Annotated in this window: 13 protein-coding genes and 2 pseudogenes; 13 read left to right on the top strand and 2 right to left on the bottom strand. The window is 71.5% G+C overall.

The window, feature by feature from the left end; translation table 11 throughout:
- Positions 1 to 53: 53 nt before the first annotated feature.
- The 3 genes from ACFHWY_RS04345 to ACFHWY_RS04335 are packed head-to-tail and all read left to right on the top strand — an operon-like array spanning position 54 to position 3,404.
- Positions 54 to 1,406 (top strand): hemolysin family protein, encoded by a 1,353-nt coding sequence (locus ACFHWY_RS04345; protein WP_416578776.1) that lies wholly within the window; start codon positions 54 to 56, stop codon positions 1,404 to 1,406.
- Positions 1,403 to 2,470 carry a hemolysin family protein gene (locus tag ACFHWY_RS04340; RefSeq protein ID WP_416578775.1) on the top strand — a complete coding sequence of 356 codons (1,068 nt, stop codon included), beginning with the start codon at positions 1,403 to 1,405 and terminating at the stop codon, positions 2,468 to 2,470. The genes ACFHWY_RS04345 and ACFHWY_RS04340 overlap by 4 nt, the downstream gene beginning before the upstream one ends.
- A 10-nt stretch (positions 2,471 to 2,480) precedes the next feature.
- Positions 2,481 to 3,404, top strand: coding sequence for a sporulation protein (locus ACFHWY_RS04335; protein ID WP_416578774.1), 924 nt, complete (start codon positions 2,481 to 2,483; stop codon positions 3,402 to 3,404).
- Positions 3,405 to 3,411: 7 nt separating this feature from the next.
- Here the strand turns inward: ACFHWY_RS04335 and leuE are convergent, their stop codons facing one another.
- On the bottom strand, positions 3,412 to 4,074 hold the full coding sequence (gene leuE, locus ACFHWY_RS04330) for a leucine efflux protein LeuE (RefSeq protein WP_416578773.1): 663 nt from the start codon (positions 4,072 to 4,074) through the stop codon (positions 3,412 to 3,414).
- The gene (locus ACFHWY_RS04325; protein WP_416578772.1) at positions 4,071 to 5,315 is read right to left on the bottom strand and encodes a bifunctional pyridoxamine 5'-phosphate oxidase family protein/GNAT family N-acetyltransferase; all 1,245 of its coding nucleotides are present in this window, start codon (positions 5,313 to 5,315) and stop codon (positions 4,071 to 4,073) included. Before ACFHWY_RS04325 ends, leuE begins: the two co-directional genes overlap by 4 nt.
- A gap of 53 nt (positions 5,316 to 5,368) precedes the next feature.
- On the opposite strand from ACFHWY_RS04325, the gene ACFHWY_RS04320 reads away from it, so the two are divergent.
- From ACFHWY_RS04320 to rny, 10 genes and pseudogenes are all read left to right on the top strand, one after another.
- On the top strand, positions 5,369 to 6,709 hold the full coding sequence (locus tag ACFHWY_RS04320; RefSeq protein WP_416578771.1) for an aminotransferase class I/II-fold pyridoxal phosphate-dependent enzyme: 1,341 nt from the start codon (positions 5,369 to 5,371) through the stop codon (positions 6,707 to 6,709).
- Between the two features lie 50 nt (positions 6,710 to 6,759).
- Positions 6,760 to 7,467, top strand: coding sequence for a UdgX family uracil-DNA binding protein (locus ACFHWY_RS04315; protein ID WP_416578770.1), 708 nt, complete (start codon positions 6,760 to 6,762; stop codon positions 7,465 to 7,467).
- 35 nt (positions 7,468 to 7,502) lie between these two features.
- On the top strand, positions 7,503 to 7,838 hold the full coding sequence (locus tag ACFHWY_RS04310; RefSeq protein ID WP_416578769.1) for an acyl-CoA dehydrogenase family protein: 336 nt from the start codon (positions 7,503 to 7,505) through the stop codon (positions 7,836 to 7,838).
- Between the two features lie 66 nt (positions 7,839 to 7,904).
- A complete protein-coding gene (locus ACFHWY_RS04305; RefSeq protein ID WP_416578768.1) occupies positions 7,905 to 9,272 on the top strand; it encodes an MFS transporter in 1,368 nt (455 codons plus the stop codon).
- 5 nt (positions 9,273 to 9,277) lie between these two features.
- Positions 9,278 to 9,478 carry a DUF3046 domain-containing protein gene (locus ACFHWY_RS04300; RefSeq protein WP_416578767.1) on the top strand — a complete coding sequence of 67 codons (201 nt, stop codon included), beginning with the start codon at positions 9,278 to 9,280 and terminating at the stop codon, positions 9,476 to 9,478.
- A 185-nt stretch (positions 9,479 to 9,663) separates the two neighbouring features.
- Positions 9,664 to 10,515: pseudogene (recA, locus tag ACFHWY_RS04295) on the top strand (recombinase RecA); the annotation flags it as partial.
- A gap of 60 nt (positions 10,516 to 10,575) precedes the next feature.
- A pseudogene (locus ACFHWY_RS04290) lies at positions 10,576 to 11,130 on the top strand (LAGLIDADG endonuclease); the annotation flags it as partial.
- Between the two features lie 171 nt (positions 11,131 to 11,301).
- Positions 11,302 to 11,802 carry a hypothetical protein gene (locus ACFHWY_RS04285; RefSeq protein ID WP_269440770.1) on the top strand — a complete coding sequence of 167 codons (501 nt, stop codon included), beginning with the start codon at positions 11,302 to 11,304 and terminating at the stop codon, positions 11,800 to 11,802.
- Positions 11,803 to 11,810: 8 nt separating this feature from the next.
- A complete protein-coding gene (locus ACFHWY_RS04280) occupies positions 11,811 to 12,500 on the top strand; it encodes a regulatory protein RecX (protein WP_416578766.1) in 690 nt (229 codons plus the stop codon).
- A gap of 659 nt (positions 12,501 to 13,159) precedes the next feature.
- The gene (rny, locus tag ACFHWY_RS04275) at positions 13,160 to 14,926 is read left to right on the top strand and encodes a ribonuclease Y (RefSeq protein ID WP_416578765.1); all 1,767 of its coding nucleotides are present in this window, start codon (positions 13,160 to 13,162) and stop codon (positions 14,924 to 14,926) included.
- Positions 14,927 to 15,223 lie beyond the last annotated feature (297 nt).

Genomic DNA, 15,223 nt, shown 5'->3' with positions numbered 1-15,223 from the left:
GGTAAGCCCCGGCGTCCCCTCGTACCGACGGCCCCGGGAGCCCTGAGTCTCCCGTGCTGATCCTCGTCGGACTTTTTTTGATCACCGTTCTGACCGTCGCGACGGGCTATTTCGTCGCGCAGGAGTTCGGCTACGTCGCCGTTGACCGCGGCAAACTGAAGCACCTCGCCGGCCAGGGTGACCAGGCAGCCGCCCGTGCCCTCGAGGTCAGCGCCCGCCTGTCGTTCATGCTCTCCGGCGCCCAGCTCGGCATCACCGTGACCGCCCTGCTGGTCGGCTACGCCGCCGAGCCCTATCTCGGTGCCGGCTTGGCTGAGCTGCTCGGTGTGGCCGGCGTCTCCGCCGGTGTCTCCCTGCCGCTGTCGATCGTGCTGGCCCTGGTCATCGCCACCGTGGTGCAGATGGTGGTGGGCGAGCTGGCCCCGAAGAACCTGGCGATCGCCCGTCCCGAGCAGGTCGCCCGGGCGCTGGCCCGATCCACCCTGTTCTATCTGGCGATCGCCGGCCCGGTGATCAAACTGTTCGACCGGGCCGCGGTTCGGCTGCTGCGCCGCATCGGCATCGAGCCCATCGAGGAGCTGCCCAGCGGCGCCACCCCCGAGGACCTGGAGCGGATCATCGCCGAGTCCCGGTTGGAGGGCCACCTAGACGCGGAGATGTCGACGCTGCTGGACCGGGGGCTCGACTTCCGCCAGCTGACCGCCGGCGAGGCCATGGTGCCCCGGGTCCACGTGCACACCCTGCGGGCACACGAGCCGGTCAGCCGGGTGGTCGAGCTGCTCGATACCGGCCACTCCCGTTTCCCGGTGCGGGGAGCGGAGGGCGTCGACGATCTGGTAGGCGTGATCGGCATCGCCGACGTGCTCCGGGTCCCGCCGGCGCAGCGGGCCACCACCCAGATCAGCGCGGTGGCCGGCCCACCGCTTCTGGTACCCGAGACGCTACCGCTGCCCACCGTGCTGGACCGGCTCCGCTCGGGGCACCGGCAGCTCGCCTGCGTGGTCGACGAGTACGGCGGCTTCGCCGGTGTGATCACGCTGGAGGACATCGCCGAGGAGCTGGTCGGTCCGATCCGTGACGAGGACGACCCGCCGGAGCGGGCCCCGGCGCGGCAGGACGACGGCTCGTGGGTGGTACCCGCGCGCTGGCGGATCGACGAGGTCGCCGACAGCACCGGCATTGCCCTGCCCGAACGTCCCGAGTACGACACCCTCTCCGGGCTGGTGATGCGCGAACTGGGCCGGGTGCCCGAGGTCGGTGACCGGCTAGTGATCGACCTGCCGGTCGACGGTGACAACGGCGAGGTCTCGCCGCGCGCCCTGGTCGAGGTGCTCGCAGTCGACCGGCACGTGGCCGACTCGGTCCGTCTCCAGGTTACCGGCGGGCACGAGGAGGTGACGGCATGAGCGCTGGCTTCGCGCTGATCACCTCCGTGGTCCTGCTGGCGCTCAACGGCTTCTTCGTCGCCGCCGAGTTCGCCCTGGTGGCGAGCAAGCGGTACCGGCTCGAACAGGCGGCAGCCGGCGGGGCCCGGGCCGCCCGTGCCGCACTCGACGGCGTACGCGAGCTGTCGCTGATGCTGGCCGGCGCGCAGCTCGGCATCACGCTGTGCACGCTGGGCCTGGGCGCACTGGCCGAGCCGGCGATCGAGCGGCTGCTCAGCCCACTGCTGCACGCCGTCGGCCTGCCGTACGGTGCGAGCCATGTGGTCGCGCTGATCTTCGCGCTGAGCCTGGTCACGTTCCTGCACCTGGTGGTCGGCGAGATGGCGCCGAAGTCGTGGGCGATCACCGACCCGGAGCGCTCGGCGCTGCTGCTGGCCCTGCCGTTCCGGGCGTTCGCCCGGGTGGCCCGGCCGGTGCTGTCGATCCTCAACGCGGTGGCCAACGCGATGCTGCGGCTGGTCAAGGTCAACCCGCAGGATCAGCTGGCCCAGGTGCACGGCCCCGACGAGCTGCGGATGCTGCTGGAGCAGTCTCGTGAGCACGGGCTGCTCGGTGCCGCCCAGCACGAGCTGCTGACCAGCATGCTGGAGTTGCAGGGCACCACCATCGCCCAGGTGATGGAACCCTTCGACCGGATGGTGACCGTCCGCCGGGAGGACCAGGTGGATCGGATCGAGCAGGTCAGCAGGGACAGCGGCCGGTCGCGAATGGCGGTGCTGGACGCCGCTGGCGACGTCTGCGGCCTGGTGCACGTCCGTGAGGCGGTGCGGGCCATCGTCAGCCGGCCTGACGCCACCGCGGCGGACCTGATGAACGACGCGATCACACTGCCCGACTCGGCCACCGTCACCGAGGCGGTGGCCGTGATGCGGGCCCGCCAGTCCCAGCTCGCCCTGGTCCGCAACGGGGGTGGTCCGGCCCGTCCGGTCGGTTTCGTAGCCCTGGAGGACCTACTGGAGGAGGTCATCGGGGAGTTCGACGACGAGACCGACGCGGTCCCTCGTGCGGCGCGCCGGCTGAGGTAGGAGGACGCGGGTGCGGCTGACGGGGGTGTCACCGGAGTCAGGCGGTACGGGCCTGACGGTGCGGACCACGTTGGCCAACCCGTCCACCCGCCCCGGCCTGCGGCTGCCGGGGCGGGTGGAGCTCGTCGCCGGGGCCGTCGACGTGCCGGTATTCCATGTCCGGCTCGGCCTGGTCAGCATGGTCGAGCCGGACGACCCGGAAGCACCCCGCCGGCTGGTGCAGTTCCACCAGGCGCAGGTGGCGGAGTCTCTGGTGCTGGGGGCCGGGCGGGCCCGGTCGATTCCGTTCGAGTTTGCGCTGCCGTGGGAGACCCCGGTGACCACCCTGGGTGGGGTACCGCTGTTGAGCCTGCGGATGGGTCTGCGGGCGGAGGTGGCGATTGAGCCGGCGGTGGACCAGGGCGCCATGGTGCCGGTCTTCGTCCACCCACTGCCCACCCAGCAGCAGGTGCTGGCGGCGCTGGCGGCGCTGGGGTTCACCGTCCGCCAGGCGGGGCTGGTCGACGGCCGGTTGCCGGCGGTGGAGCAGGCCCTACCCCTGCACCAGCGGTGGGGCTTGTGGGTGGGCCCGGTCTATGCCGGGCCGATCACCGAGCTGGAGGTGATCTTCATTGCGAACTCCGCCGGCCTAGAGGTGATCTTCTGGTGCGATCGGCGGCTGGCCCTGGCCGGGATCACCCACACCAGCATCAGCCGGTTCCGGGTCTGGCACGCCGGTGCCGACCGGCGGGACTGGGCGAGCACGGTCGACGGGTGGCTGCGCGAGGCCATCAACCGGCACGCGGCGGCCGCGTCACACGCCGACTGGTCGGCACCGATCACCGAGTCCGCCCATGTCAGCCGATCGCCCGACGAGCCGATCCGGCCGGGTTTCGGCCCGGGCGGCACGGCGGGTGGCGCCGGCATCGGTGGTGGCGGTGGCGACGGCACCTGACCTGCGCTTACCCCTGGGCGAGCTTGAGGCCGAAGCCGAGGAAGAGCGCGCCCACGGCGGTGGTCGCGCCGACCGCCAGCCGGCGGCGCCGGCTGAACTGGACGGCCAGGAACGTCCCGGCAAAGATCAGCGCGGTGAGGTAGAGCGCGCTGGTCACCTGGGCGATCAGGCCGAGCAGCAGGAAGGAGAGCGCGGGCCAGGGGTAGCTCGGATCGACGAACTGGATGAAGAACGAGACGAAGAACAGGATCGCCTTCGGGTTGAGCAGGCTGATCACCAGTGCCTTGCGGAACGAGCTGCGCATCGCCGCCGGCTGCGCGGTGTCGATCAGCCGCGGGGTGTCCGGGTCGTTGCGGTCCCGCCAGCGCCGCCAGGCGCCGCGCAACATGGTCAACCCGACATAGCCCAGGTACGCGGCGCCCGCGTACTTGATCACAAGGAAGATCGGTGGGTACGCCTTGATCAGCGACGCCACCCCCGCAGCGGAGAGGAACATGAGAACCGCATCGCCCATCCACACCCCGCTCGCCGCCTGGTAGCCCACGCCGACCCCGCGCCGGGCGGCGGTGGCGAGGACGAAGAGCGAGTTGGGTCCGGGCAGCAGCACGATGGCCACGGTGCCCAGCACGTAGGTCCAGATGTCGGTGATCCCCAGCACGCCCGACATCATCCGGCGACGGTGGCCTTCGCGCGAAGCCTTTTCCGCAGCGTGACCTGTGCGTTCGGCCACTCGTCGATGGTCATCGAATACTGCACGGTGTCCCGCCACGAGTTGTTCGGACGCAGCCGGTGCATCCGCAGCACCCCCTCCCGGTGGGCGCCGAGCCGCTCGATCGCCCGTTGTGAGCGCTCGTTGCGGATGTCGGTGTGCCAGATGACCCGCACCGCGCCCAGCTCGTCGAAGGCGCGGGTGAGCAGCAGCAACTTCGCCTCGGTGTTGATCGCGCTCTGCCACCAGGGCCGGCCGAGGAAGGTGTACCCGATCGCCACCGACCGCCGTTCGGGGTCGATCTCGTAGTACGAGGTGGTGCCGACGACCGTGCCGGTGGCCGAACACCGCTGCACCCACGGCACCCGCTCGCCACGGTGCCGCGCGTTCAGGTAGCCCCGGACGGCGACGGCCAGCTCAGCGGCGTCGACCGGCTGGCGTGTGCCGAGGTGCCGCCAGACCTCCGGGTCGGCGGTGGCGGCGAACAGTGCCTCGGCGTGCGAGAGGTCGAGCGGCTCCAGCAGCACGTGCCGGCCGCGCAGCGGCACCGGCTCGTGCCAGGGAGACCGGGCCGGACGTAGGTATGCCGGCACCGGCGCGGTGACCCCGGCGTCGGGCTCGGGCAACCCGGCGGTCAACCGCAGCGGCACCACCCCGGCCCAGTGCGGCAGGTCGAGGTCGCTCGGCTCGTCCCTCACCCCGCCGTCGCGGGCGCGTACCGACACCTCCACCAGGGGCAGCGCCAGCACTGCGGTCTCGGCGAGTTCCCGCCGGCTGGGCGGGCGGCTGTCCGCCGCGCGTCCGGGGGCGGTCTTCTGCACCAGGGCGGTGCAGACCCTGGCCCGCTCGTCGGGATCGGTGACCAGGCGGGCGGTGCCGTGCGCGATCACCGACCGGTAGTTGGCGCTGTGGTGGAACTGTGCGCGGGCGTAGACCAGCCCGTCGAGCAGGGTGACCGCCACGCAGACGGGCAGACCGCCGTCCCGGGCGGCCAGCAACGGCCGGCTGCCGGTGGAGCCGTGCAGGTAGAGCGTGTCGCCGACGCGGACGTGCAGGGTGGGCAGCACGCGCGGCTCACCGTCCACGCTGAACCCCAGCGCGCAGTGGTACGCCTCGTCGAGCACCAAGTGGGCGGCGTCGCGGTCGTAGCTCATCCGGTCCCGGGAGCGGCTGGCGGTGGTGCGGGCGGTCTGTGTGTACATGCTCCGGCCCCTGTTCATCGGACAGTTCATTGTTCTAGTACAATCTTGCTTTTGTGTCAGCACGTTATCAGGTGACCGGTACGACTGCTGTCCAGATCTCGGCCAGCATCGAGTCCGGCATCCGCCGCGCCCAACTTGCCCCCGGCGACCCGCTGCCGCCGGTGCGCGCGCTCGCCGCCACCCTGGCCGTCAGCCCGGCCACCGTGTCCCGGGCGTACGCCGAGCTGAGCCGGCGTGGCCTCGTCGTCACCGCCGGCCGGCACGGCACCCGGGTCCGCGCCCGCCCGCCCGTCGCGGCCCGCCGCGCGGCGCTGCGTCCACCACCCGCCCCCGGGTTACGTGACCTGTCCCGGGGCGAACCCGATCCCCGGCTGCTGCCGTCGCTGCGCCCGCACCTGGCCGCCCTGGCCGCATCCGCCGCCGAGCCGGTGGGCTATCCCGACGTCGGGGTGCTGCCGGAGGTGGCTGAGGCGGCCCGGGCGCGACTGACCGCCGACGGGGTGCCCGCCACTGAGGTGACCCTCACCGGCGGCGCGCTGGACGGCATTGAGCGGCTGCTCGGCGCGCATCTTCGACCCGGCGATCCGGTCGCCGTGGAGGATCCGGGCTGGGCCAGCCTGCTCGACCTGCTCGCCGCGCTCGGGCTGCGGCCGATCGGTGTGCCGGTCGACGACGACGGGCCGATTGTCGCGGGAGTGGCCGCCGCGCTCGCCGCCGGAGCCAGAGCACTGATCGTGACCAGTCGGGCGCAGAACCCCACCGGCGCGGCCGTCTCGGCCAACCGGGCCGGCGCGCTGCGGGCCCTGCTCGCCGGGCACGCCGACCTGCTGCTGATCGAGGACGACCACGCCGCCGAGCTGGCCCGCGCACCGCTGCACCCGCTGGCCGGTGCGACCACCAGCTGGGCCTTCCTCCGCTCGGCGAGCAAGCCGTTCGGTCCGGACCTGCGCCTGGCCGTGTTGGCCGGTGACGAGACCACCGTGGCCCGGGTGGCCGGCCGGGCGCGGGTCGGTGCCGGCTGGGTCTCCACCGTGCTGCAACGGCTCGTGCTGTCCTTCTGGCAGGATCCGGCGGTCGCCGCCCTGATCGACCGGGCGGCGGGTAGCTACCAGCGGCGACGCGACGGACTGGTCGCCGCCCTGGCCGACCGGGGACTGCCGGCACACGGCCGCAGCGGGATCAACGTGTGGCTGCCGGTCACCGACGAGACCGTCGCCTCGACCGTGCTGCGCGACGCCGGTTGGCTGGCCGCACCCGGCGCTCTGTACCGCATCGCCGGCCCACCCGCGCTGCGGATCACCGTCAGCTCGCTGGCCGAGGCGGAGCTGCCGGAGCTGGCCGACGCGCTCGCCCGGGCGGCCCGGCCGGTCCCGCCCGGCGGCTTCACCGCCTGACCGCCCGGCCCTCCTCGCGTGGCCGCGCCGCACCGGGTAGAACAGTCGCCATGGCCGACACCGACACCGACACCGCGCCCGGCGCCCAGCGGTTCATCCCGCCACGGCCCGACAGCCTCGACGCACTGCGGGCCGCCGCCACCGGCTGCCGTGGCTGCGAGCTGTACCGGGATGCCACACAGACCGTCTTCGGCCGGGGCGACGCCACCGCCCGGGTGGTCTTCGTCGGCGAGCAGCCCGGGGACATCGAGGACCAGAAGGGCCTGCCCTTCGTCGGCCCCGCCGGCCGGCTGCTGCGCCGGGCGGTCGACGACGCGGGCCTGGACCCGGGACACATCTACCTCACCAACGCGGTGAAGCACTTCCGGTTCGACCTGCGCGGCAAGCGTCGCATCCACCAGACGCCGGACCGGTTGCACATCACCGCCTGCCGGCCCTGGCTGGTCGCCGAGTTCGCCCGACTGCGCCCGGAGATCGTGGTCGTGCTCGGTGCGACCGCCGCGAAGGCGCTGCTCGGCCCGACCTTCCGGGTCACCCGCCAGCGCGGCGAACTGCTGCCCTGGCCGGCCGTCGCGCAGCACCCGGAGGACTTCCGGCAGGTGCCGGTGGACAGCGCCGGACACACCGCCGACGCCCCACCCGCCCGGCTGCTGGCCAGCATCCACCCCTCCGCCGTGCTCCGCGCCGACAACCACGACGTGGCCTACGCCGGCCTGGTAGCCGACCTCACCGTCGTCGCCCGCGCCCTCAGCGCCTGACCCGCCCGCCCGACGCCGGTGCCACACTTGCCGCCATGGAGCAGCATCTCTACGACCGCGACCACGACGAGTTCCGCGAGCTGTGCCGGACCTTCCTGGCCCGGGAGACGGTGCCGCACCACGAACGCTGGGAGGCCGATGGGATCGTCGACCGCGAGGTGTGGCGCTCTGCCGGCGCCGCGGTCGCCGCCGCAGAACGGCTGCTCGCGCTGACCCTGGACGCCCGCACCCGGGAGGCGTTCGACCGGCCGATCGGGAGGTTCCAACCCAACCGGTTCCTCCTGGCCGAGCTGGACACCGAGGTCACCATCGCGCGGACCTTCCTCAACCACTGCGTCGCCGAGTTCAACGCGGGGGGCCTGGGGCTGTGACGAAACCGGGCTGCCACTGCCAGCCGGGTGCGAAAGGATGGCCCTCCCCGACCCAGGAGCAATCCATTGGCCACTGACCTGACGACCCCGGTGCCGACGCATCCGGAGGTCGCGCCGATCCAGCGGCGTACCCTGCGCCTGCTCTTCACCACCCAGGTCATCGGCGGGATCGGGGTGACCATCGGCATCGCCGTCGGCGCGCTGCTGGCCGCCGAACTCGCCGGCGTCGCGGTGGCCGGCCTGGCCCAGAGCGCCGCCGTGGTCGGCGGCGCTCTGCTCGCCATCCCGGTCACCAGGATCATCAACGGGCACGGCCGCCGCCCGGGTCTGGTCTTCGCGTACGGCGTCGGCGCGTTGGGTGGCGTGCTGGTGGTGCTGGCGGCGGCGACCCGATGGGTCCCGCTGCTCTTCGTGGGCATGCTGCTCTTCGGCGGTGGCGCCGCGGCCAACCTCCAGGCCCGTTACGCGGCGGTGGACCTCGCCGAGCCGGGTCGTCGAGCCCGACAGCTGTCGATGATCGTCTGGGCCACCACCATCGGGGCGGTGGCCGCCCCGAACTTCGCCGCGTTCGCCGACCGCACCACCACAGGTTGGGGACTGCCGTCACTGTCCGGCCCGTTCGCGTTCAGCGTCGTCGCGTTCGTGCTCGCCGCCGGCGTACTGCTGCTGGGGTTGCGGCCCGACCCGCTGCTCACCGCGCGCCGGCTCGCGGCGGCCCGCTCGGGCGTGGTTACCGGGGTGGGCGAGCCGCCACCGGCGTTCTCCGGCGCCACACCGGCGGCGGCCGAACCGGTCGCCGTGCCGGCACCGCCGGCCCGGCGCGGTGCGGGCATGCTCACCGCCTGGTCGGTGGTACGCGCCAGGCCGGCGGCCCGGCTCGGCGTCGCCGCGGTGGCCATGGGCCATTTGGTGATGGTGGCGGTGATGGCGATGACCCCGGTACACCTGCGGGAGTACCACGCCGTGGACGAGGTGTTGCCGGTGGTCGGACTCGTGTTGAGCCTGCACATCGCCGGCATGTACGCGCTGGCGCCGGTGGTCGGCTGGCTCACCGACCGGGCCGGGCGACGCCCGGTCATCCTCGGCGGGATCGGCACGCTGCTGGCCGCCTGCGCGGTCGCCGGGACCGCCGGGCACGACACCTTCCGGCTCACCATCGGTCTGATCCTGCTCGGGCTTGGTTGGTCGGCGACCATGGTGGCCGGTTCCACCCTGCTGTCGGAGTCGGTGCCGGACTCGGTGCGCCCCGGCGCGCAGGGCCTGTCCGACCTGGTCATGGGGCTGGCCGGGGCGCTGGCGGGGGCGCTCAGCGGGTTTGTCATGCAGGTGGCGGGTTTTCCCGTTCTGGCCCTGCTCGCCGCGGTCGCGGTGGCGCCCCTGTTGGCGCTAGCGTTGCGACCGGTGCCGGTGGAGGCGCCGGACGAGGAGGACTGATCACGTTGCGGCTGACCGACTTCTGGGCGCGCCTGGCGGAGGCGTTCGGGCCGGGGTACGCGGCCAGCCTCGCCAGCGACCAGGTGCTGTCGGAGCTCGGTGGTCGGACCATCGAGCAGGCCTTCGCGGATGGTGAGCAGACGCACGTGGTGTGGCGTGCGGTGGTCGCCGCCTACCCTGACCGGGTGCCCGCTCGGCTACGTTGAGCACCCGTTTCGCTACTTCCGCGTGTCCCTTGCCGACTCGTACACCTGTTCGGCTATTGTCCACAGCGAGGTGCTCGTCCACAGGCCACGGCCCGTCGGCTGGTTTTCTGTCGGACCCAGCGCCTAGCGTGTCCCGCGTGACGCGAAGCTCAGGAAAGACGCCGGCGAAGGCAGGGGTGGCAACGATGGCGGCAGGTCCTGACCGGGAGAAGGCGCTCGACCTTGCTCTCGCTCAGATCGACAAGCAGTTCGGCAAGGGTTCGGTGATGCGCCTGGGGGAGCGACCGGTCATCCAGACCTCGGTCATTCCCACCGGTTCCATCGCGCTCGACGTGGCGCTCGGGGTGGGCGGTCTGCCCCGGGGCCGGGTGGTCGAGGTATACGGTCCCGAGAGCAGCGGCAAGACCACGGTCGCGCTGCACGCCGTGGCCAACGCGCAGCGGGCCGGCGGCATCGCCGCCTTCATCGACGCCGAGCACGCGCTCGACCCGGATTACGCCAAGGCCCTCGGCGTCGACACCGACGCCCTGTTGGTCTCCCAGCCGGACACCGGCGAGCAGGCGCTGGAGATCGTCGACATGCTGGTCCGCTCCGGCGCGATCGACGTCATCGTGATCGACTCGGTGGCGGCCCTGGTGCCGCGCGCCGAGATCGAGGGCGAGATGGGCGACAGCCACGTCGGTCTGCAGGCCCGGCTGATGAGCCAGGCGCTGCGGAAGATCACCGGCGTGCTCAACAACACCGGCACCACCGCGATCTTCATCAACCAGCTCCGCGAGAAGATCGGCGTCATGTTCGGATGCATGTCGTACTCGACCCGGGTCACCCTGGCCGACGGCACGCAGGAGAAGATCGGCAAGATCGTCAACCAGCGGATGGACGTGGAGATTCTCTCCTACAACCCGGATACCGACCGGGTGGAGCCGAAGCGGATCACCAACTGGTTCAACAACGGTCCGGCGGAGCGGTTCCTCCAGTTCACCGTCGCCAAGTCGAGCGGCAACGGGCGGGCGCAGTTCGCCGCCACCGCCAACCACCTGGTGCGCACTCCGGGCGGCTGGCGGGAAGCGGGCGAGTTGATCGCCGGTGACCGGGTGATGCTTGCCGAGTCACGCCGCCTCAGTGAGCAGCAGTGGCAGGTCGTGCTCGGCTCGCTGATGGGCGACGGTGCCCTGTCGCCGAACCGTCAGGATCGCTCCGGTGTCCGCTTCCGTCTCGGCCACGGTGCACAGCAGATCGATTACCTCGACTGGAAGGTCTCGCTGCTCGGCAACGTCAACCACTCCCGGCGTACCGACGCTCGGGGGGCCGGGTTCGTCGACTTCACTCCGCTGCCTGAGCTGGACGAGTTGCGCCGTGCGGTGTATCTGGGCGACGGCAGGAAGCACCTCAGCTGGGACTACCTCAAGGCGCTGACCCCGCTGGCCCTCGCTGTCTGGTATATGGACGACGGGTGCTTCACCCTCCGGTCCAAGGGTGTGCAGGAGCGCGCGGCGGGCGGCTCCGGCCGGATCGAGATCTGTGTCGAAGCGATGGCGGAGGGCAGCCGTGACCGCCTGGTGGAGCACCTGCGCGACGCGTACGGCATGGACGTGAAGCTGGTTTCCCGGGGCACCAGGGGGACGGCGTCGATCATCTTCACCACCGAGTCGTCAGCGAGGTTCCAGGAACTGGTCGCGCCGTACATCCCGGCTGCGATGGAGTCCAAGCTGCTCCCGCGCTTCCGTGGTCAGTGCATCGTTGAGCCGCAGTTCGTCCCGACGGAGCTCACGCCGGTGCCCGCTCGGATCATCGATGTCCGGGTCAAGCCGAAGACCCGCTCGATGAACCGGTTCGACATCGAGGTCGAGGGCAATCACAACTACTTCGTCGACGGCGTCATGGTGCACAACAGCCCCGAAACCACCACGGGTGGGCGGGCGTTGAAGTTCTACGCCTCGGTCCGGCTCGACGTGCGGCGCATCGAGAGCCTGAAGGACGGCACCGACGTGGTCGGTAACCGCACCCGGGTGAAGGTCGTGAAGAACAAGGTCGCGTCCCCGTTCAAGCAGGCCGAGTTCGACATCATGTACGGCAAGGGGATCTCCCGCGAGGGCTCGCTGATCGACGTCGGCGTCGAGCAGTCGATCATCCGCAAGTCCGGCGCCTGGTACACCTACGACGGCGACCAGCTCGGCCAGGGCAAGGAGAAGGCGCGCGAGTTCCTCCGGGAGAACCCGGACGTGGCCGCCGAGATCGAGAAGAAGATCCTGGAGAAGCTCGGCGTCGGGATCGGCGCTGGCGACGCCACCGGCGGCCCGGAGCTGCCGCCGGTCGACTTCTGATCCAGGTCGTGGCAGGACGACGTGCTCGTTCGGGGCGGGGCTGGGATGCCAGCCCGTCCCGAACGGGTGACGCCACGCCCCGTCCCCGCCGAGGCCGTCGTGCCGCTGGCAACGAGGACGACGCCGGCAACGAAGACGCCGCCACCACCTCGGCCGCACCTCGCGACGAGGCCGAGGTGGCCCGGGAGATCTGCCTGCGGCAGCTCGCGGTCCGCCCTCGCACCCGTGCGGAGCTGGCCACCGCGATGGCCAGGCGGGGCATCTCCGAGGAGACCGCAGCCGGAGTCCTCGACCGCTACGACGAGGTCGGCATCATCGACGACGCCGCCTTCGCCAGGGCCTGGGTGGCCAGCCGGCACGCCGGTCGAGGGCTGGCTCGCCGGGCACTCGCCAACGAGCTGCGTCAGCGCGGCGTCGACGGCGACACCGCCAGTGAGGCGCTCGGCGAGTTGGACGAGACCACCGAGGCGGAGACCGCCCGCGCACTGGTGGAGCGCAAGCTGCGTACCGCCCGCGGTGAGCCGGACGCGGTGTTCCGGCGGCTGGTCGGCATGCTTGCCCGCAAGGGTTACCCGCCGGGCGTGTCCATCCGGGCGGTGAAGGACGCGCTCGCCGCGCAGAGCGCCGAGGCGGCCGAGTTCGCCGAGCAGATCGACGCCGACGCCCTCGCCGACGCCGAGGGCGAGATCGACCGCTGACCTCGCGGCCTGACCGACCGGCACGTGATGTCGGTGGCGTTCACGGCTCAGCGGCCGGCTGCCGGGCCGGGCTCTTTGAGGTGGCTGGTGGCCGGTGGCGGGGCGACCAGCCAGATGAGCGGCCAGCAGGCTGTTTTTTCGTCTTCTTTGCCCGCTCAAGTCCGAGAATCTAAAGACGCATAGTGATCACGCAACTCCTCTCCGTCCGGGTGGTTTGATCATGAGTTCTTGACCGGAGGCCGGTTGAGACCTAGCCTCGCCATAAAGGCTCACGTTGCCCGACCAAGCGCAGGCTAAGCGCACAACATAGATCCCGTAACAAGACAGCATCACTTTGGCCGGCACCATCGGCCGCATACGTCAGCTCCGGACAGGCCGGTCCGGCGCTGACGTGACACTGCACCCGGCCCGCCGCCGGTCCCCTGGGCACCGTCGGCGGAGAAAGCCACCCCACGGCCAGGCGCTCCGGTCGGGCGTCCAGAGCCGCAGGAGTCTGCCCACCGGCAGGCTGCTGCGCCGCGACGTTCAGGGGAGGCGCGCCATGGTGAGGCGAAACAGGTCCACCGGAGACTCGGCATGAGTGGGCAGCCGGCCGCCGGCGCGGCGGGACCCGGGGCCAGTGACGACGGCGAGCAGGATCCGGCGACTGGGGCGGCGGCATGAGCGCCTTCGACGTCGTGGTCCTCGCGTCCGTGCTGGTGTTGACCCTGGTGGTGCTCGGTGCGGCCTTCCTCGGGCTTCGGATGGTGCGCGGGTTGCAGGCGCGCCCCGGACCGGAGGACCCGGCGTACGTCGCCGAGAAGGACCGTCAGGAACAGTCCCTGGCCGCCCTGCGTACCGCCGCGGACGAGGTGAACAGCACCATCGACGTGGCGAAGTCGGCCGCCGCGGCGGCCCGGACGGAGGCGGCGGCCGGCAAGGCGGAGGCGAAGGCAGCCCGAGCGGAGGCCCGTCGGGTGCTCGACGACGCCCGCGCCGAGGCGGACACGGTGCTCGAACGGGCACACAAGCAGGCCGAGGCGGATGCCGAACAGCTGCGTACCACCGCCCGGCGCAGCGGCGAGCGGGAGGTGGCGGTACTCGCCGCGACCACCCGCGAGCAGGCAGTCGAGGTGGAGCGTCGGGCCACCCGGATGGACGAGCGGGAGCGGCTGCACACCGAGGAGGTGGAGCGGCTTGCCGAGCGGGAACGCCAGTTGACCGCGGCGAATGCCGCGTTGGCCGCCCGGGAGGCGGCGCTCACCGCCCGCGAGGAGGAGCTGACCGAGTCGGAGCACCAGCGGCGGCGCGAACTGGAGCGGGTCGCCGGGCTCACCGCCGACGCCGCGCGGGCCGAACTGATCGAGGTGATCGAGACGCAGGCCAAGCGGGAGGCCGCCCTGCTGGTCCGGAACATCGAGTCCGCTGCCCGGTCCACGGCCGAGCAGCGGGCCCGGCACATCGTGGTCGACGCCATCCAGCGGGTGGCCAGCGAGCAGACGGCCGAGAGCGTGGTCAGCGTGATGCACCTGCCGGGCGACGAGATGAAAGGGCGGATCATCGGCCGGGAGGGCCGCAACATCCGGGCCTTCGAGTCCGTCACCGGCGTCAATCTGATCATCGACGACACTCCCGAGGCGGTGCTGCTGTCCTGCTTCGACCCGGTACGTCGGGAGGTTGGCCGGCTGACGCTGGAGAAGCTGGTGCTGGACGGCCGGATCCATCCGCACCGGATCGAGGAGGTGCACGAGCTGGCCCGGCAGGAGGTGGATCAGCTGTGCCAGCGGGCCGCCGAGGACGCCCTGGTGACGGTCGGCATCACCGAGATCCACCCGGAGCTGGTCACGCTGCTGGGTCGGTTGCGCTACCGCACGTCGTACGGGCAGAACGTGCTCAAGCACCTGGTGGAGACCGCTCACATCGCCGGCATCATGGCCGCCGAGCTGCGCCTGGACGTACCGCTGATCAAACGATCGGCGTTCCTGCACGACATCGGCAAGGCGCTCACCCACGAGGTGGAGGGCAGCCACGCGATCATCGGCGCCGACGTGGCCCGCAAGTACGGCGAGAGTGAGGACGTGGTGCACGCCATCGAGGCGCACCACAACGAGGTGCAGCCGCAAACCGTCGAGGCGGTCCTCACCCAAGCCTCCGACGCCTGCTCCGGCGGGCGGCCGGGGGCACGGCGGGAGAGCCTGGAGGCGTACGTCAAGCGGCTGGAACGGATCGAGGAGATCGCGGCCGGCAAGCTCGGCGTGGAGAAGGTCTTCGCCATGCAGGCGGGCCGCGAGATCCGGGTGATGGTCAAGCCCGACGACGTCGACGACATCGGCGCGGCGGTGCTGGCCCGGGACGTGGCCAAGCAGATCGAGGAGGAGCTGACCTACCCCGGCCAGATCCGGGTGACGGTGGTTCGCGAGTCCCGCGTCACCGAGATCGCCCGCTGAGGTTGATTCAAACTCTCGAGTTGTTACATAGTGCAATGGTTAGGTTACGTTTAAGGGTTTTGTAGGCTTAATGAGATGGGGTGGGGTCGGCGGTTGCGGGCGCGGGGTCGTTGTCTAGGGCCTGGCTTGCTGGTTCACTGCACGTGTGGGCCAGGGCGGTGGTCGGACGTAAATTCCGCTCGATGCGGCGGATTGAGGTGATCGTCGTTGTTGACGACGGCAGGATCGCCGAGCATGGAACACAAGATGATGAACCAGGAGCCACGGGCACCCTCACACCAAGGTCCACCTGGACAG

Source organism: Micromonospora sp. LOL_024 (assembly GCF_048060415.1).
In the GTDB taxonomy this organism is placed as follows: Bacteria; Actinomycetota; Actinomycetes; order Mycobacteriales; family Micromonosporaceae; genus Micromonospora.
Note: the sequence above shows the minus strand (reverse complement) of the source record. Positions and strands in the feature narration are given on the sequence as shown.